We start from the raw sequence: 18,394 nt of genomic DNA on the forward strand, positions 1-18,394 counted from the left end.
CCTTCCGCCCCAACGGTGCGTGCAAGCACGCACCCTACACAAACAAGAGATCGCCCATGAAACTGCAAGACCTCGAGGTGATCGTCACCGCCCCCCCGGCCCCCGGCTGGGGCGGGCGCTATTGGATTCTCGTCAAACTGACCACCGACAGCGGCATCACCGGCTGGGGGGAATGTTATGCGGCCTCGGTCGGGCCAGAGGCGATGACCCATGTTATTCGCGATGTATTTGAACGCCATATGGCGGATGAAAACCCCGAGAACATCGAACTGATGTTCCGCCGCGCCTATTCCTCCGGCTTTACTCAGCGACCAGACCTGACGGTCATGGGGGCCTTCTCCGGGCTCGAAATCGCCTGCTGGGATATTCTGGGCAAAGACCGTGACCGGCCAGTTCACGCCTTGATCGGCGGCCGGATGAATGACCGCATTCGCGCCTATACCTATCTCTATCCGCTGCCCCAGCACGATACCGACAGCTTCTGGGCCTCGCCTGACATGGCCGCCGAGAGCGCTGCTCAGATGGTCAGCCAGGGCTACACAGCCGTCAAATTCGACCCCGCAGGCCCCTATACGCTGCGCGGCGGCCACATGCCGGCAATGAATGATATTTCAACATCCGTGGCGTTTTGCCAGGCAATCCGCGAGGCGGTGGGGGACAAGGCCGACCTACTGTTTGGCACCCACGGACAATTCACCACCGCCGGCGCCATTCGCCTGGGGCAAGCCCTGGAACCCTATTCACCCCTTTGGTTCGAAGAGCCAACACCGCCGGACAATGCCGCCGAGATGGCCAAAGTTGCGCAGGCCGTGCGCATTCCCGTCGCCACCGGTGAACGGCTGACAACAAAAGCCGAGTTTGCCGCCGTTTTGCAATCCGGTGCCGCCACCATCCTGCAACCCGCCCTGGGCCGGGCCGGTGGCATTTGGGAAGTCAAGAAAATCGCCGCAATAGCCGAGGTCTACAACGCGCAGATGGCCCCGCATCTTTACGCCGGCCCCATCGAGTGGGCCGCCAATATCCAGCTTGCCGCCTCGATCCCCAACATTCTGATGGCCGAGTCCATCGAGACGCCGTTTCATGATGCATTGATCAAGGGAACACTCCGGGTTGAGGATGGTTTTGTCAGCCCCCCCACGACAGCCGGTCTTGGTATTGAGGTGGACGAGGCCCTGGCTCGTGCTCACCCCTTCACCGGCGACGACCTACACCTCAACATGCGCGAAGCCCCTTGCGATTATGTAACCCCAAACTGCTTTGCCGGAGGGTCACCGTCGCTGAAGATGCCCGAGTAGTACCCGTGGCAGAGTTTTGGATCAAACAAACCCCCGCCGTTTGGCACTGGTCAGGCCTGCCTGACGCGCCTCCTCGATCAGTTTGACACGTATCCGGCGACGACCTGTAACAGCTTAAAGGCGGTCGCCGCGTCATTTTCAACCACGGCAAAAAACTCTTCTTCACCGATACGAAGGCAGGTCAGATCGGTTTTTGCAATCATGCTAAGGGACCGCGGCTCCTTGCGTATCAACCCCAATTCGCCCACCAGCCGGCCGGGTCCCACACTGGCGATCAGCCGGTCGTCCTGCCCGCCGATGGGCAAGTACAGGCCCGCCTCTCCCTCGAGGATCATATAGGCGCCATCACTGGCGTCATCGTCTTTCAGAAACACCACCTCGCCGGCAGCAGCCTGATACCAGCGCGCACCAAAGGCCAGCAGCCGCAATTGACGCCGGTTCAACCCCGAGAACAGTTCAGTCTGTTCCAGCGCCCTGAGTTTGCGCGCCAGGTCCGCACTGGCGGCGCCATCTTCGACGGCCACCTTCTGCGCCTCGTCACTGACCAGTCGCCCCTGCCGCAGCTCGTAATAGACGTCAAACACCTCCGGGCTCTCAAAGCTGTCGCTTAGGTAAATCACGGTGGTGTCTGGCAGCAATTTACGCAGGTTCTTATGCACCGAGATGCGGGTTTCCAAATCATAGCTGGACATTGCACTGTCCATGATCAGGATATCGGGCCGTTTGATCGTGGCGCGGGAAAAGGCCAGTGGTTCAGCAAAACTGGCCGCCAGCCCCTGGCCGCCCAGGGCGATCGGCAATTCAAAAATCAACTCGACCACCAAATCGCGCACCCCATTTTGCACCAGCAATTCGGAGACCAGTTTGCGAAGCTCATCCCCCTTGCCGCCAGCCAGGTCTGAAATCTTACCAAACAGAGCGTTTTCCAGAACCGTCAATCCCGGCGCAAAGCTATCAATATCCAGCGGCACGAACAGATCCCCCAGGGTGGCCATCAACCGGGTCGAGTGGCTTTGCCTGAAGGCCAGAATACGGTTCTGCATGTCCTCACTAAAGGCCGGGCCAATTTGTTCCGCCGAGATCCGGAATGGCACGATCAACAGTTGCGCCAGTTCCTTGTGATCCAAAGCGCTAGCCCCCTTGGAGCGGGTCTTTTCAACCAGCGAAAGCGCCACCTCATAGGCTGAAGGCTCTAGCCCCAGCTTGCGAAACAAAGGGTGGTCGGTGCCATCGTGCCCAAAAATCTGCCGCAGCATATCCACCACGTCCTGGGTCAGGGCCACCAGGTCTTCGTCTAGTTTCAGCTCTTTGATGAGGTCGAGAAACTCTGTCTGTTTCGCCAAAACCGTTTCGGTGATTGGCGCATGTGGGGTCGCATACAAAAGATTCTCCGCCACAGGCAGCGCTGGGTTATAGTGATCCGGGTTCAGAAAAAATGCATGCTGGCGCAATCCTGCGTCGCGCACCGCTTGCTGAACCTGCCCCCTCAACTGCACCAGATGGGCGCCGAGAATGGGGTGGGTTTTGGGGTCAAACCGCTGCTCCATTCCACGCCGGAACAGGGCGGTGTCCGAGCCAATGCCTTCGACCAATTGCAGCCACCAATCGCGCAATTCGGCCTCACTCGAAAACCCGGCCACCGACGGATCAAGCCAGCGGGCATCCTGCGGGTCGGGGCTGTTCCCGGCCTTCAGCGCCTTTTCAAACTGATCGCTGTCGTCGGCAACCCCGGTGGGGCGTCGCCGCATCGGCATCATGACATTGTCGCCAAACGATCCCTGAAACAGCACTGGGCGCGATGTCGCATGACCAACCCGCGTCGCAATCACCGCCTGATGCAGCTTGGTCAGATCATGTCCCGCAACAGAAACGCTGCCCGCCGAGGGCAGCAACTCGCGGGTCAAAAGCTCGGCCATGGCGCGACGGTCTTCCTCTGATGGCGCCGCGATTCCAACCACCTTGCCAGCCGGCAGGCGGGCGCTGAGATCCTCCAGCACCAGATTACCATCGGCATCCCGGACGTTGACATTGGTCAGAACCACATCCCCTTTAAGGTGAACCAAATCCTCGGGTTCCCCTTCCATCAATGTCTCATCAATCATCCCCGAAGGCGCAAACCGTTCCATAATCACCTCCCAGCGCAGCCCCATATCCTGGGTCTGGTTGTAATAGGCCAATAGCTCTTTCCACGGCGACGCAAGGTCCTTGTAGGCCGCCAAGGCTGCCACCAGGGCGCCCAGTGAGACCGAGCCTTGCAGCACCAGGTAGCCGCCGATCGCATAGAATAGAAACGGTGTCAGCTGGGTGATGAAGTTGTTGATAAACTTCATAAAGAACTTTTTCTGGTAGATCTCGAGGCGAATGTCATACAACCGGCCCAAGCGGGTGGTGATAACCGCCATGCGATAGCGCCAGCCGCCGTTGATCCGCAACGTCGAGGCGCCGACGGCACTCTCTCCGATCTCGGCGGCCAAGGCGCGAACCTGCTTGATACGCTTCTTGTTCAACAGGTTGATGCGCCGCTGCAGCACTGGAATCAACCAGCCCTGCAAGGGGATCAGGGCGACGGCGGCAGCGCCAAACCAGACATTTTGCAGAAACAGGAACGACAGGATGGTGATCATTTGCCCGGCTTGCAACACAGGCTGGCTGATCGCGTCGCCCATCAGGCCGCCCATCGGCTCGCTTTCAGCGGTGATCATCGACACCAGTTCGCCCTGACTGACCCGCTCAAAGTAGGGCTGTGGAAAACGCAGGACCCGAGCGATCAACTGATAGCGAAACCGACGCAACATGCGCTCGGCCAATATCCCCTTCAGGGTGTTGATACGCATTTTCATCAAGCCATGCGCCGTCACCGCCAGCAGGAATCCCGAGCACAGCAACCATAAGAATGTCAGCTGATCCACCGGGCGGCCCAGCACATCAATGGTGGAGCTTTGCGCGCCGATGGCGTCGTTGATTATCCGCTTGGGCAATTCAAGCGTCAGGTACAGCAGCGGGAACAGAGTGGTGGTGATCAGCAGCAGAACCAACTGATCACGTTTCGAGTACTTCCAGATAAAACGGAAAAGAGAGCGTTCGATGGAAGGCCTCCAACATGACAAGGGCAAATCAGTACATCTCAATGCCTAGCGCGGTTCCACTGTCGCAGGCAATGGTTTAGCGTCAGATGTCCCGTTGCGGAAGATGCTTCACTGGCGATTGCTTGCAGCGAAAAAATCCGTAAGCTTATCCTACGCGTGATTATCAGGAGTTGCTGCCTTGCCGGATTATGTCGGATCTGTTTTGCTGCTGCTGGGCCTGCTGCAGGTCAAGCACATGTTTGCTGATTTCTATTTGCAAACACCCAAAATGCTATGCGGGCGCGGCGAGTATTTCCACATGGGGCGGGCGCAGCACGCCGGCGTGCATATTTTGGGGTCGATATTGGTTTTTCTGGTGTTCCAGACACCGCTGTCGTTCATTCTTATAATTTGCGCGGTGGAGTGGATTGTTCATTTCAACATCGATTACTGCAAAGCAAGCTATTCCGACTCTAAGCAACTGTTGCCGAATATGGCGGGGTTCTGGCGCGCAATGGGGACCGATCAGGCGCTGCATCACTTCACCTATCTGGCCATGGTATGGGCCTGGGTGGAATACGCTGCATCGTGACCGCCGAGGTCTTTTGAAAGGGTACTGACAAAAGGCACTGGCACACTGGCACTGGCCCAAACCCCGGGATATTTTTGGCCAGATGAAACTGGATCAGCCGCTGGCAGGCAGCGGATTGCCTTGCCTTGAAGAACGCCTGCTGATGCGGGCTCAGGCGGCGCAGAATGGGGTCAGCCTGTCGCCATAAGATCTGAAATTTTCGCGGATCATCCTAAATTTGATCACAGGCCCGGTAATTTGGCAACACGCCCGCCAATCAGGACTACCTTACCGTTAGCAGTACTGATCACGCAAGGGATGCCAGCCATGACCCAGCAGACAGATGATTTCTATCAGTATCACCTAAATGACCGATACGATCTGACCAAGGGCCGGGTCTTTCTGACTGGCACCCAGGCGCTGGCGCGGATCATGCTGGATCAGGCGCGACGTGATCAGCAGGCCGGCCTGAACACCGCGGGTTTTGTGTCGGGCTATCGCGGCTCACCACTGGGCGGGGTGGATCTGGAGCTGTGGCGTTCGGCGGATCGGATGCGAGACAATGGCATCCGCTTTCTGCCGGCGGTCAATGAAGATCTGGCCGCAACTGCGGTATTGGGCGCCCAACAGGCGGTGCTGGACCCCCAATGCCAGGTCGAGGGCGTGTTCTCCATGTGGTACGGTAAGGGCCCCGGGGTCGACCGCTCTGGGGATGCCTTGAAACATGGCAACGCCTATGGGTCCTCCCCCAAGGGCGGCGTGCTGGTGGTCGCGGGCGATGATCATGGCTGCGTCAGCTCGTCGATGCCGCATCAGTCCGACGCCGCCTTTCTGGCCTGGTTCATGCCGGTTCTGAACCCCGCGTCAGTGAGCGAGTTCCTGAGTTTTGGCGAGTACGGCTTTGCCTTGTCGCGCTACTCCGGCAGCTGGGTCGGGTTCAAGGCGATATCGGAAACCGTGGAAAGTGGCCGCTCGGTCGAGTTGAAACCAGGTCGGAATTTTGTGCTGCCTGAACGGCAGCCCTACCCCGGCGGGCTGCATGTGCGCCGCGCCGATTTGCCCAGCCCCGAGATCGAGATACGGATCCGCGCCAAACTGAAAGCCGTGCGCGCCTTTGCCGAGGCCAACCCGATCGATCATCGCATTTATGATCTGCCCGATGCCAGTTTTGGCTTTGTCACCACCGGCAAAGGTCACCTTGATCTGATGGAAGCGCTACGGCTGCTGGGGCTGGACCAAGTGGCCTGTCGCCGGTTGGGCATCGATATTTACAAGGTTGGAATGGTCTGGCCACTGGCCCGCCGCAATGCCCTGCGGTTTGTCCACGGCAAGAAAGAAGTGCTGGTGGTCGAGGAAAAGCGCGGCATTATTGAGAGCCAATTCAAAGAATATTTCTATGACTGGCCCGGCAACAAGCCGGACAAGATGGTCGGCAAATACGACAGCCACGGCGCGCCGCTGATCCCCTGGACCGGAGAGTTAAGCCCGCTGCAACTGGTGCCAATCATAGCGCGGCGGCTTGATCCGTTTTTCCCGGACGAAGGATTTAACGCCAGGGCGCGGGCCTTGACGGAGAGCCCGCCCGTTGTGCTGGACATCCCAGGGGCCACACGCAGCCCCTATTTCTGCTCGGGCTGCCCGCATAACACATCAACCAAACTGCCCGAAGGCAGCACCGCCAATTCGGGCATTGGCTGCCATGTGATGGCCAGCTGGATGGACCGCGAGACCGCTGGATATGCGCAAATGGGCGGCGAAGGTGTGACTTGGGTTGCGGCGTCGCTGTTCAACGGCGGCAAACATGTGTTTCAGAATCTCGGCGAAGGCACCTGGTACCATTCCGGCTCCCTAGCGATCCGTCAGGCGGTGGCGGCGCAGACCAATATCACTTACAAGATCCTCTATAATGATGCCGTTGCCATGACCGGAGGGCAGCCGGTGGATGGCCCGATCAGCGTCACTGGAATTGCCCAGGCCTGCCGGGCTGAGGGGGTGCAGCGCATTGCACTGGTGTCTGATGACATCGACAAGTTCAATCGCTCGGGCTTTCCCAACGGCACCACATTTCACCACCGGGCGGATCTGGACAGGGTCCAGCGCGAGCTGCGCAAGATCGCCGGTGTTTCGGTGCTGATCTACCAACAGACCTGCGCCGCCGAAAAGCGCCGCCGCCGCAAACGCGGCACTCTGGATGACCCCAAACGGTTTGTTGTCATCAATGATCTGGTCTGCGAGGGATGCGGCGATTGCTCGGTTGAATCGAACTGCCTGAGCGTTGAGCCAAAAGAGACCGTATTTGGCCGCAAACGTAAAATCAACCTGTCCAGCTGCAACAAGGATTTCACCTGCCTGAACGGGTTCTGTCCCAGCTTTGTCACCGTCGAGGGTGGCAGCCGCCGTCAGAAACAAACCCCAGGTCTGGATGCGGCGCAACTGGTGGCCTCCCTGCCCACCCCGGATTTTGCCGCACTCGACCAGCCGTATAATTTGCTGGTCACCGGCGTTGGTGGCACCGGTGTGGTGACCGTTGGCGCATTGGTCACCATGGCGGCCCATCTTGAGGGCAAGGGCGCGAGTGTGTTGGATTTCACCGGATTTGCGCAGAAATTCGGAACCGTCCTCAGCTATGTTCGGCTGTCGGCCAGCCCGGACGACGTGAACCAGGTGCGCATTGATATGGGTGCCGCGGATGCGGTGATTGGCTGCGATATCGTGGTCAGTTCAGCCCCCAAGGCATCGGCACATTACCGGCCCAGCACCCGCATAGTCCTCAACCGCGCGGAAATGCCCACCGGTGATCTGGTGCTGCGACGCGATGCTGATCTTATGGCAGGATCGCGTGAGCAAGCGATTGCAGATGTGGTCGGCACCAAAAACCTGAGCGCCATCAATGCCAATGAGATCGCCGAGGCAATGCTCGGCGATTCAGTCCTCGCCAATATGATCCTGCTTGGGTTTGGTTGGCAAAAAGGCCTGCTGCCGGTCTCGGCCGCGGCGCTGGACCGGGCCATTGAGCTCAACGCGGTGGCTGTTGAGAAAAACCGTCTCGCACTGGCCATTGGACGCGCAATCGCCGTCGACCCGGGGCTGCTAAAAGACTGGTACAACGCGCCACCAGACAGACAGGAAACGCTGGACGATGTCATTGCGCGGCGGGCCAGTTTTCTCACCGGATATCAAGATGTCGCCTATGCCAGGCGATATACCGACGCCCTAACCCATTTCCGCAACGCACTGCCCGCGAACATGGCCGAAGACCTGATCCTTGCAGCGGCGAAATCGCTGTTCAAACTGATGGCCTATAAGGACGAATACGAAGTGGCGCGACTCTTGACCAGTGCGGGTTTCAAACATCAGATCGAAGCTGAGTTTGAGGGCGATTTTTCAGTTCATCACCACCTCGCGCCGCCGCTGTTGAGCAATAGGAAAGACGCCCGGGGCCGCCCGGTGAAACGCGCCTTTGGCTCCCGGTTGCGGCCTTTACTGGACCTTTTGGCCAAGGGCAAATTTCTACGCGGCAGTCGTTTCAACATTTTTGGATATCACGCCGAGGCCCGGCTGCACCGCGATCTATTGGCCTGGTACGAGGGCGCCCTGAAGCAGGTTGAACAGCGATATTGCGTGGATCATCATGACCGCTGGCTTGCCATCCTGACCGCCCCAATGGAGATCCGTGGCTACGGCCCCGTCCGCCAGCAGGCCGCCGACAGGGTGAAATCTGAAACCACCGCTAACCTTGCGGCTCTTTAGGAGGTCCAGAACTGGAGGGAATAGGCGGTAAAGTCTTCCAGTTCTCCGGGGCGCGGTTCGCAGCCGGTGAACACTTTCAGATATTCGGGCGTCATCATAAGCCGATAGGCGCCCGTTTCGTTCAACCCGGCCATATCATAACCCAACTGCATGTAATAAAGCGCCTTGGCACGGGCCAGCGCCTCAACCTCTGGAAACTCATATCGCTGAAACATCTGCGTCAGCGCCTCAACCCGGCGGGTATCAGATTGATCCAGCAGATGCCGCACAGGCCCGGATCGGCGCGCCCAGTCACGCACCGCAAAATCTAAGGATGTGTTGAATAAGTCGGGGTTGGCAGTACAGCGCCAGACATTCAGGACTGCCGCCGTTATTGTCTCGGCAGCGACTGTCGCCTGGCCAACCAACCCCGCAGTGTTGGTCTGTTCCCAGGTTTTCAGCAGAGCATCCAGAAGATCCTGACGCGATTTGAAGTACCAGTAGAAGGACGACCGCGAAACCGCCATCCTCTCAGCCAGTGCCAGCACTTTGACCTGTTCAACCCCATCCGAAATCAGCACGTCCATCGCCACATTCAGCCAATCATCGCGGGTCACTCGGACATTGCCGATCAAAGGCTCGGCCTTGGGATCGTCACGTCGCAGGATCGGTTTCTGGGTCATCTGTTTCCCTCGGCATCGTGGCGTCTCAAACTGTCAAACACCGTTACAGGGGCGCTGTCTATTGCTTATTCACAACTGTGCACTCGGGCGCTGTTTAATGCCAGCATGCCAGGCCAAAGTGGCTTCGTTCGCAGCCGGAATACGCATTTTTACCACCCGGGCAAACTCAACAAACACAAAGGTACTGATATCCGCCAGGGTGAATTTATGGGTGGCCAGATAGGGGCTGACCTGCAGGCGTTGTTCCAGAAGTTCAAAGAACTTTTCGGTCCGCTCCAGACCGCGCGAAACCAGTTCCGGAATTTGGCCATAGTCTGATGGGCCGGGGATGGCACGGTCGGCGAAAAACGGATTGCCATTGCGCAAGGCTTCGGCAATCGGCACGCCGCCCTGCTGCTCGGCAATGGCGTTCCACATCAGCACCAGCCCCTTTTCCTCAGCCGTTTCCCCCATTAGCGGCGGCTCGGGGTGGGTTGCCTCCAGATAGGCGGCAATGCCAAGGTTTTCTGTCAACGCGGTGCCCGCGTCGGTGATCAGAACCGGCACCGTAGCCTGAGGGTTGACGGCTTTGAACGCCTCACCCAACTGTTCCCCCTTGGCAATCGAGATATTGTGGCATTCCAGGGTCAGCCCCTTTTCCGCAATAAACATCCGCGCTCGGCGGGGATTGGGGGCGGTCGGGCAATCGTAAAAGATCATGGATCATTCCTGTCACAGGCGCGTTTTACGCAGCCTAGACGGCATATGGGCTGCCCGGCAACCTCAGAAACAATCCGCGGGTGTTGGGATTAGATTTCTAATTCGCGTCATGCTGAAAGGCATCAAATAGTATCACGCTCCAGCTTCTGCAGACCTGGACGGACAGCTCGTCACACCAGAGGCTCCCGCGGCCACGCGGTGCATCGGCGAATACCGATGAACCTTGCGGTCTTGGGCCCGGCACCGCGCTTCGCGCGGTGCCGGGCCCAACGGGAGGAGAGCCTCTGTCAAGAGGCCGAGGACGGGCGGGAGATCTGGTTAGCCTAATGCGCCGCCCTGACGGTAGATAAAGCAACGCCCCTCGACGGCCCCTGCGGGTAGGCTCATCTCTGACAGGTTTTCAAAATACATCCGGTCAGACGACACCATCAACCCTCCCGGTGCCAACAGTGGCTCAATCAGCGGCGAGACAAATCGCGCGAACACATCGTTCTTTTCGCGGTTATGGCCACCCAGATCCGCATGAACCAAACTGGCGGTGGGGCCAAACCGCTCCAGAGATGCGGGCAGGGTTTGACGCACATCCCCCAGAATAACCCGGTCCTCGGGCGGGGTACTGTCCGGATGCGAGGCGACCGCGCGCTCAAAAACATAAATGTCACGCCGTTCGACATAATGGCGCATGTGGTGATAGGTTCGGCCATTGCCCAATCCCAGCTCAAACACCGGGCCCTCCATCGCCGCAGTATGCGCAATCGCAAAATCCAGGCAAGCCCGCTGGGACACCATTCGGTCGATAAACAAATCAAGACGGGACAACATAAGTAATCTCCTTTTTGCCCGACAATCCACTTCGGGCATTTGCCGTCCCGTGTGGCAGAGAATGCAGCAAATGTGTAGCGGCACGGAATTCAACCTGCCCTCTCGTAGTAACCTGTGGTTTTACTGTGTCTCGACAATGATTTCCGTCTTTCCATAGCACAGCATCTGGTAATTGGGTTTGACTAGACAGGTCCGGTCACGCGATGGTGTCAGAAAATAAGGGAGAGAAAAATGACAGCGGCTCCAAAGCTGGTTGGGTGGACCTGAATGCGGCCTTTGCTGTCGGTGGACAATCTTAGCATTGCATTTGGAAATGGCACTCCGGTGGTCCGCAATGTCAGTTTTGAGGTAAAACCCGGCGAGACACTGGCGCTTGTCGGCGAAAGTGGCTCTGGCAAAACAGTGACCTGCCGATCGGTGCTGCGGATCCTGCCACGGGCAGCGCGGCTCCACTCGGGCACCATCATGCTGAACGGCAGTGGCGGCCCCCAGGAGCTGACAGCTCTGAGCGAGCGGCAAATGCGAAATGTCCGCGGCAATGCGATCTCGATGATTTTTCAGGAGCCGATGCATTCGCTGTCACCGCTGCACCGGATCGGCAATCAGGTTTCCGAAGTGCTGTGGCTGCATGGGCGCATGCGCGAAGCGGCCGCCCGTAAAATTGTGCTGGAATGTTTTGAGCGGGTTGGGTTCCCCGACCCTGAACGCGCCTACCGGTCCTATCCGTTTGAGCTGTCCGGCGGCATGCGCCAGCGGGCGATGATTGCAATGGCGATGGTCGCCAAACCCGACCTGCTGATTGCCGATGAGCCGACCACGGCTCTGGACGTCACCACCCAGGCGCAGGTTCTGGGACTGATGAAAGAGCTGCAGCGCGATACCGGCATGGCGATGATCCTGGTCACCCATGATCTGGGCGTGGTGGCCAATATGGCCGAACAAGTGGTGGTCATGCACAAGGGGGGGGTGATGGAATCCGGCCCCGCCGAGCCGCTGCTGCGCGCGCCAGCCCATGCCTATACCCAGCAACTGTTCGATGCTGCGCCGGCCATTCCCGCGCAACCGAAAATGGCGCCGGAACTGCCTCAGGATGATTTGATCCTGCAACTGAAATCGGTCTCCAAGACCTATACGATGCGGGCCGGCAAGTCGTGGCAGGCAGAGTCCGAGATCCAGGCCTGCCGGGGCGTCGACTTTGCCTTGCAACGTGGCAAGACGCTTGCCATCGTTGGCGAAAGTGGCTCGGGCAAGACCACAGCCGCACGCATTGCCCTGGGGGCGGAATTGCCCGACAAGGGCGGCGAGGTGCTGTTTCGCGCCACCGCGCAATCCCAAGCCATCGCCGTGCACCAGTTGTCACGCGCCGCCCGCACCGCGTTCCAGCGCGAGGCACAGATGGTGTTTCAAGACCCCTATTCGTCACTATCGCCGCGGATGCGCATTCTGGATGCGCTGTGCGAGCCGCTCGAAATCCACGGTATTGGCTCCAAGTCTGAACGGCGCGAGCGGGCCGAACAGATGTTGCGCCTTGTTGGTCTGGGGCCAGATATGCTGCTGCGCTATCCTCATGCCTTCTCCGGCGGCCAGCGCCAGCGCCTGTCGATTGCCCGCGCCCTGATGCTGGGTCCGTCGCTGCTGGTCTGTGACGAGCCGACCTCGGCGCTGGATGTTTCGGTGCAAGAGCAAATTCTGCGGCTGCTGGAAGAGATCCAGGAACGCGAGACCCTGTCCTATCTGTTCATCAGTCATGACCTTGCCGTGGTCGCCCGAATTGCCGACGAAGTGGCAGTGATGCGCGGCGGTCTAGTGGTTGAACAGGCCCCACCGGGCACCCTGTTTCACAACCCAAAACACCCCTACACCAAGGCATTGATAGCAGCCCAGCCGGAGCCGGATATCGACCGGCCGATTGATCTGAAACTGGTCGCATCTGGCGCCGGTTCACCGGACTGCTGGCCCGAGAATTTTCGTTTTTCCGACTCCATGATACCGTCACTGGTGCAAGTGGAACCAGGACATAAGGTACGTTGCCATGTTTAAGATACCCAAATTCATATTTGCAGCTTCCATGACGGTGTTTTTGTCACCGCTCGCCGCACTGGCCTCTCCGCCGGTGCAGGAAAGCGACTTCTGGCGCGCCGAGGTTGAAGCTGGCAATTTGCCCCCTGCCGCCGAACGCATTCCCGATGTCCCCCTGCAGGTGGATCTGGCGTCCCGTGGACGCACAGCCGGGGTGCAGGGCGGCACTTTGAACACCATGATCACCCGGTCCAAGGATATCCGGCAGATGGTGGTCTACGGCTACACCCGGTTGATCGGCTATGACGCGGACTATGAACTGCGCCCCGATCTGCTGATGTCATTTGAAAACCAGGACAACCGCCGTTTCATCCTGAACCTGCGGCCCGGGCACCGGTGGTCAAATGGCGATCCCTTTACCTCGGATGATTTTGAATACTGGTGGAAAGATGTCGCCAACAACGAATTGCTCAACCCAACCGGCCCGCCCGACTTTCTGCGTGTCGAAGGGGAGCTGCCGGTCGTCAGCTTTCCAGATCCGCAAACCGTCATCTATGAGTGGACAAAACCGAACCCCAATTTCCTGCAAAGTCTGGCCCAGGCGCGGCCTCCGTTTATTTTTCGTCCGGCAGAATTCCTGAAGAAATACCACATCAAATATGCCGACCCCGATGAGCTCGCCTTTGAAGTCAATGACGCCCGTGTCAAAAGCTGGGCGGCGCTGCACAACAAACGCGACAACATGTACAAGTTCGACAACCACGAACTGCCAACCCTGCAGCCCTGGATCAATGCAACCTCGGGCAAAAAGATCCGCCATTTGTTTGTGCGCAATCCCTACTACCACCGCATCGACGAGAACGGCGTACAATTGCCCTATATCGACGTCGTCGAAATGGAGATCGTCTCGGGGGGGCTGGTGGCCGCAAAATCCAATGCCGGCGAGGCCGATCTGCAGGCGCGCGGGCTGGGCTTTCGCGATATTGCAATCCTGCGCAAGGGCGAGGCCGATGGCAGCAATTATGAAACCTATCTCTGGGGCACCGGCACCGCCTCGCAGATCGCCATTTATCCAAACCTGAACGTCAACGACGACACCTGGCGTAACGTCCTGCGAGACGTACGGGTGCGCCGTGCCCTGTCGCTGGCGATCAACCGCGACTCGATCAACAAGGCGCTGTATTTCAAGCTTGCCAAACCCGGTGCTATGACCGTGCTGGAACCCAGCCCGTTTTTTGATCCCGAGCTGCGCCGGGCCTGGGCCGATTGGGACCCGGATCAGGCCAATGAACTGCTGGACGCTGCCGGCCTGGACCAAAAGGACCGCTATGGCATCCGCAAACTGCCTGATGGGCGTCCGATGGAACTGGTGATTGAGACCGCAGGTGAACGCCAGGAGGTCGAAAACGCCTTGCAGATCATCACCGATGACTGGCGCGAAATCGGCGTCAAACTGATCATGCGGCCATTGGATCGCGACATCCTGCGCAACCGGGTGTTTTCCGGCACCTCCATGGCCTCGGTCTGGTATGGCTGGGATAACGGATTGCCGCGCCCCTATACCTCGCCCGCCTATCTGGCACCGACCGATCAGGTGTTTCTGGCCTGGCCCAAATGGGGCCAGTTCCACCAGACCGGTGGCGAGGCCGGCGAGGCCCCCGACCTCCCAGAAGCACAGCGCCTGATGCAGCTGGTGAAAAACTGGGAGGTGGCCACCTCAGATGCGGAACGCACTGCCGCCTGGACTGAAATGCTGAAAATTCACGCCGATCAGGTCTATGGCATCGGCATTCTGGCCGGCGCCCCACAGCCGGTGGTGGTCAACAAATCCCTGCGCAATGTTCCGGTCAAGGGCATCTGGGCCTGGGATCCCGGAGCCCACTTTGGCATCCACCGCCCCGACGAGTTCTTTTTTGAGGGTGGTGACGGCTGATGGAGATCCTGCGCTACGCGGTCTATCGATTTGGCACCATGTTGCTGACCTTGCTGGTGGTTTCGGTGATGGTGTTTGCCATCATCAACCTGCCGCCGGGTGATTATCTCAGCAACCAGATCGCCGAGCTGCGCGCCACCGGGCAATCCGCTGGCGTTGCCAAAGCCGAGTTCCTGCGCAGCGAATACTCGCTCGACCGGCCTCTGTACCAACAATATCTGATCTGGGTTGGCTTCATGCCCGGCCCACACGGGTTTTACGGTCTGATACAGGGCAATTACGGCTGGTCGTTTGAGTTTGACCAGCCGGTGGCCGAGATCGTCGGCGACACCCTCTGGCTGACCGTGTTGGTCAATCTTGCAGCGGTACTGTTTGTCTATCTGGTGGCCTTGCCGCTGGGGGTGATCGCCGCCGCAAAGTCGCGCACCTGGATCGACTACACCTCGGCCTTTGTCGGCTATCTGGGACTGGCCACGCCCAACTTTCTGCTGGCGCTGATCCTGTTCTACTATGGCCACAAGTATTTCGACCTGCCAATTGGCGGGCTTATGGACCCGGTCTATGAAGGCGAGCCTATGTCCTGGGACAAGGTCAAGTCGATCCTTATCCACCTGATCGTGCCAACCTTTGTGATCGGCACATCCGGCGCGGCGGCAATGATGCAGCGGCTGCGCGCCAACCTGCTGGACGAGTTGGGCAAACCCTATGTGGAGACCGCCGTCGCCAAGGGCATGGCCCCGGCCCGCATGCTGACCAAATACCCACTGCGCATGGCCTTTAACCCCTTTGTCGCCGACATCGGCAACCTGCTGCCCTCGATGGTCTCGGGGTCGGTTCTGGTCTCGGTGGTGCTGGGGTTGCAAACCATCGGTCCCACCCTGTTGACCGCGCTGAAAACCCAGGATCTGTTCCTGTCGGCCTTTGTTTTGATGTTCGTGGCGCTGCTGACGCTCATTGGCACTATGGTGTCCGATGTTCTGTTGGTTCTGCTGGACCCCCGCATTCGATACGAGGGGCGTGAAACATGACCCAGTTGCCCGACGGACGTTATGTCAACGACGCGCCCTTTGACGCCCAGGCCTCTTTGCAGCAACTTGAAAGACGGGATCTGGATGCCGCCAACTGGGTGCTGATCTGGCGCCAGTTCAAGACCCACAAACTGGGGCTGATCTCGGGTGTGTTCCTGCTGATCAGCTATCTGATGCTGCCCTTTGCCGGCTTTATCGCCCCCTATACCCCAAACGAGCGTCACCCCGATCACCTCTATTCGCCGCCGCAATCGGTCAACTGGTACCATGAGGGCGCCTTCATTGGCCCCTATGTCTACCCGATGACATCCGAGGCGAACCTAGAGACGTTCCAATGGGAATTTGTCGCCGATACTGACAATCCTGCGCCGCTTGAATTTTTCTGCTCCGGCGAAGAATATAAGCTGTCCGGTCTGATCCCAACCAAGACCCACCTGTTCTGTGCCCCCGGCGAGGCCACAGTGTTCCTCTGGGGTTCGGACCGGTTGGGTCGTGATGTGTTCAGCCGCATCCTTTACGGCGCACAGCTGTCGCTGACGGTGGGCATCATCGGCATCACCGTATCGTTCCTGCTGGGCATCACCTTCGGCTCGATCGCCGGTTACTTCGGTGGTCGTATCGACTGGTGCATCAACCGGGTGATTGAGATCCTGCGGTCGCTGCCAGAACTGCCGCTCTGGCTGGCGCTGTCGGCTGCGGTGCCCTCAAACTGGGGCCCGGTGGCAGTGTTCTTCATCATCTCTGTGATCCTTGGCATCCTGGACTGGCCCGGCCTGGCCCGATCGGTGCGGGCCAAGTTCCTGAGCTTACGCGAAGAGGAATACGTCCGCGCCGCCGAAATGATGGGGGCCAGCCCCGGCCGGGTGATCCGCAAACACATGTTGCCCAACTTCATGTCGCACCTGATCGCCTCGGCCACCCTGTCGATCCCGGCGATGATCCTGGGCGAAACCGCGCTGTCGTTCCTGGGCCTTGGCCTGCGCGCACCGGCGGTCAGTTGGGGGGTGATGCTGAACGACGCCCAGAACCTCGCCTCGATTGAGATCTACCCCTGGACGGCCATCCCAATGTTGCCGATCATCATTGTGGTGCTGGCCTTCAACTTCCTTGGCGATGGGCTGCGCGACAGCCTTGACCCCTACCACCATTGACCCTGTTTCGCACCCTTCCAGATCCCGCCACTTATCGGGTAACAGGCTCCGGACAGCGCCCCAGCGCCTATGCCGTCACCGAACTGGCCGTGGCCTCTCTGGCGGCGGTGGGGACAGAACTGGCGGCGCTGATACAGGCTCTGAACCTCTCGGCTGACCGCGGTGAGATCACCGTGGACCAACGCCTGTGCTCGCTTTGGTATGGCTACAGCTTTCGTCCCTCCGGCTGGCATATGCCCAGCCTGTGGGATGCAATTGCCGGAGTGTATGAAACTGCGGATGGATGGATTCGCCTGCATACCAACCTGCCCCACCACCGCGCCGCAGCGCTGCGGGTGTTAGACTGTGCCAACACCCGCGAGGCCGTGGCCGACGCGGTGATTAAATGGTCCGGCAACGCACTGGAAAGCGCCATTGTGAACAGCGGGGGTGTGGCCGCAGCCCTGCGCTCGCGCTCCGACTGGCTAGCGCATCCTCAAGGCGCTGCCGTGGCTTCCGAGCAGCTGATCGACTGGATCGCCGCCCGCCCCGTCACCCTGCGGAATCGCCCGCAGGCCAGCCTTGCCCGCCCCCTGGCAGGGCTGCGCGTTCTCGATCTGACCCGGGTATTGGCAGGTCCAATCGCCACCCGCACCCTGGCCGGATTTGGCGCCGAGGTTCTGCGCATTGATCCCCCGGGGTGGGACGAACCCGGAGTGATCCCCGACATCTCTCTGGGCAAACGCTGCGCCTATCTCGACCTGCACAGCCCGGAGGGCCAGGACCGGTTCGAGTCGCTGCTCGCCAAGGCGGATGTACTGATACATGGCTACCGCCCCGGCGCCCTTGACAGGCTTGGTTATGGCCCGGATTTTCGCAAACAACTGGCCCCTAATCTGATTGAGGTCACCCTGAATGCCTACGGCTGGACCGGCCCCTGGGCCGGGCGGCGCGGCTTTGACAGTCTGGTGCAGATGAGCTGCGGCATCGCCGATACCGGCCGCGCCTGGGCCGGGACCCGTCAGCCAACCCCACTGCCGGTACAGGCCCTCGACCACGCCACCGGCTATCTGATGGCCGCCGCCGTCCTCTCGGCGCTGACGGCTGCAGTCACCGACAAGTCCGTCCCCCAGGCACGCCTTTCACTGGCCCGCACTGCGGCAATGCTCGACGGGCTGGAAAAAACCGCTTCTGGCCCGGACATAGCGACAGCCACAAACGCAGACTACTCCAGCACAACCGAGCACAGCGGTTGGGGCCCAGGTCAGCGTCTGGCACCACCATTGCAGCTGTCATCAACCTCGATGAACTGGGATCACCCGGCTAGCCAATGCGGCAGCGCCCACGCGGTTTGGCAAGAGTAGCAACCACCACCCGGAAAATTCGAATTTTCCGACCAAAAATCTTACAAGATTTTTTC

General features: G+C 59.4%; 12 protein-coding genes. 8 read left to right on the top strand and 4 right to left on the bottom strand.

Translation table 11 applies throughout. The features are described from left to right. Nucleotides 1–56: 56 nt before the first annotated feature. On the top strand, nucleotides 57–1,295 hold the full coding sequence (locus tag QPJ95_RS04340) for a mandelate racemase/muconate lactonizing enzyme family protein (RefSeq protein ID WP_270918422.1): 1,239 nt from the start codon (nucleotides 57–59) through the stop codon (nucleotides 1,293–1,295). Nucleotides 1,296–1,372: 77 nt separating this feature from the next. Here QPJ95_RS04340 and QPJ95_RS04345 read toward each other — a convergent pair whose 3' ends face one another. Beyond that, on the bottom strand, nucleotides 1,373–4,330 hold the full coding sequence (locus QPJ95_RS04345; RefSeq protein WP_270918423.1) for an ABC transporter transmembrane domain-containing protein: 2,958 nt from the start codon (nucleotides 4,328–4,330) through the stop codon (nucleotides 1,373–1,375). A gap of 229 nt (nucleotides 4,331–4,559) precedes the next feature. On the opposite strand from QPJ95_RS04345, the gene QPJ95_RS04350 reads away from it, so the two are divergent. Together QPJ95_RS04350 and QPJ95_RS04355 are read left to right on the top strand one after the other, a co-directional pair. Then, the gene (locus QPJ95_RS04350) at nucleotides 4,560–4,952 is read left to right on the top strand and encodes a DUF3307 domain-containing protein (RefSeq protein ID WP_270918424.1); all 393 of its coding nucleotides are present in this window, start codon (nucleotides 4,560–4,562) and stop codon (nucleotides 4,950–4,952) included. 306 nt (nucleotides 4,953–5,258) lie between these two features. Continuing rightward, entirely contained in the window at nucleotides 5,259–8,681 is a 3,423-nt protein-coding gene (locus QPJ95_RS04355; protein ID WP_270918425.1) for an indolepyruvate ferredoxin oxidoreductase family protein, read from the top strand. Here QPJ95_RS04355 and QPJ95_RS04360 read toward each other — a convergent pair. From QPJ95_RS04360 to QPJ95_RS04370, 3 genes are all read right to left on the bottom strand, one after another. Beyond that, the gene (locus QPJ95_RS04360) at nucleotides 8,678–9,343 is read right to left on the bottom strand and encodes a TetR/AcrR family transcriptional regulator (RefSeq protein WP_270918426.1); all 666 of its coding nucleotides are present in this window, start codon (nucleotides 9,341–9,343) and stop codon (nucleotides 8,678–8,680) included. The two genes, QPJ95_RS04355 and QPJ95_RS04360, sit on opposite strands and share 4 nt — an antisense overlap. A gap of 69 nt (nucleotides 9,344–9,412) precedes the next feature. Further along, nucleotides 9,413–10,042 (bottom strand): glutathione S-transferase family protein, encoded by a 630-nt coding sequence (locus QPJ95_RS04365; RefSeq protein ID WP_270918427.1) that lies wholly within the window; start codon nucleotides 10,040–10,042, stop codon nucleotides 9,413–9,415. Nucleotides 10,043–10,360: 318 nt separating this feature from the next. Beyond that, entirely contained in the window at nucleotides 10,361–10,864 is a 504-nt protein-coding gene (locus QPJ95_RS04370) for a class I SAM-dependent methyltransferase (protein WP_270918428.1), read from the bottom strand. 267 nt (nucleotides 10,865–11,131) lie between these two features. On the opposite strand from QPJ95_RS04370, the gene QPJ95_RS04375 reads away from it, so the two are divergent. From QPJ95_RS04375 to QPJ95_RS04395, 5 genes are read left to right on the top strand one after another with little or no spacing between them, the layout of a single operon-like run. Further along, complete coding sequence (locus QPJ95_RS04375) at nucleotides 11,132–12,904, top strand: ABC transporter ATP-binding protein (RefSeq protein WP_270918429.1); 1,773 nt, start codon at nucleotides 11,132–11,134, stop codon at nucleotides 12,902–12,904. Continuing rightward, nucleotides 12,897–14,816: an ABC transporter substrate-binding protein gene (locus QPJ95_RS04380; RefSeq protein WP_270918430.1), complete on the top strand. Its 1,920-nt coding sequence runs from the start codon at nucleotides 12,897–12,899 to the stop codon at nucleotides 14,814–14,816. Before QPJ95_RS04375 ends, QPJ95_RS04380 begins: the two co-directional genes overlap by 8 nt. Continuing rightward, entirely contained in the window at nucleotides 14,816–15,844 is a 1,029-nt protein-coding gene (locus QPJ95_RS04385; RefSeq protein ID WP_270918431.1) for an ABC transporter permease, read from the top strand. Before QPJ95_RS04380 ends, QPJ95_RS04385 begins: the two co-directional genes overlap by 1 nt. After that, on the top strand, nucleotides 15,841–16,995 hold the full coding sequence (locus QPJ95_RS04390) for an ABC transporter permease (RefSeq protein WP_270918432.1): 1,155 nt from the start codon (nucleotides 15,841–15,843) through the stop codon (nucleotides 16,993–16,995). The genes QPJ95_RS04385 and QPJ95_RS04390 overlap by 4 nt, the downstream gene beginning before the upstream one ends. Next, nucleotides 16,992–18,338, top strand: a complete 1,347-nt coding sequence (locus QPJ95_RS04395; protein ID WP_270918433.1) for a CoA transferase — start codon at nucleotides 16,992–16,994, stop codon at nucleotides 18,336–18,338. The genes QPJ95_RS04390 and QPJ95_RS04395 overlap by 4 nt, the downstream gene beginning before the upstream one ends. Nucleotides 18,339–18,394 lie beyond the last annotated feature (56 nt).

The sequence above is a fragment of the Parasedimentitalea psychrophila genome, assembly GCF_030285785.1.
In the GTDB taxonomy this organism is placed as follows: domain Bacteria; phylum Pseudomonadota; class Alphaproteobacteria; order Rhodobacterales; family Rhodobacteraceae; genus Parasedimentitalea; species Parasedimentitalea psychrophila.

What these genes read in the sequence shown, in the direction of transcription:
- QPJ95_RS04380 (WP_270918430.1), top strand. Translation starts at nt 12,897, where the DNA reads ATGTTTAAGATACCCAAATTCATATTTGCAGCTTCCATGACGGTGTTT.
- QPJ95_RS04385 (WP_270918431.1), top strand. Translation starts at nt 14,816, where the DNA reads ATGGAGATCCTGCGCTACGCGGTCTATCGATTTGGCACCATGTTGCTG.
- QPJ95_RS04340 (WP_270918422.1), top strand. Translation starts at nt 57, where the DNA reads ATGAAACTGCAAGACCTCGAGGTGATCGTCACCGCCCCCCCGGCCCCC.
- QPJ95_RS04390 (WP_270918432.1), top strand. Translation starts at nt 15,841, where the DNA reads ATGACCCAGTTGCCCGACGGACGTTATGTCAACGACGCGCCCTTTGAC.
- QPJ95_RS04355 (WP_270918425.1), top strand. Translation starts at nt 5,259, where the DNA reads ATGACCCAGCAGACAGATGATTTCTATCAGTATCACCTAAATGACCGA.
- QPJ95_RS04370 (WP_270918428.1), bottom strand. Translation starts at nt 10,864, where the DNA reads ATGTTGTCCCGTCTTGATTTGTTTATCGACCGAATGGTGTCCCAGCGG.
- QPJ95_RS04375 (WP_270918429.1), top strand. Translation starts at nt 11,132, where the DNA reads ATGCGGCCTTTGCTGTCGGTGGACAATCTTAGCATTGCATTTGGAAAT.
- QPJ95_RS04360 (WP_270918426.1), bottom strand. Translation starts at nt 9,343, where the DNA reads ATGACCCAGAAACCGATCCTGCGACGTGACGATCCCAAGGCCGAGCCT.
- QPJ95_RS04365 (WP_270918427.1), bottom strand. Translation starts at nt 10,042, where the DNA reads ATGATCTTTTACGATTGCCCGACCGCCCCCAATCCCCGCCGAGCGCGG.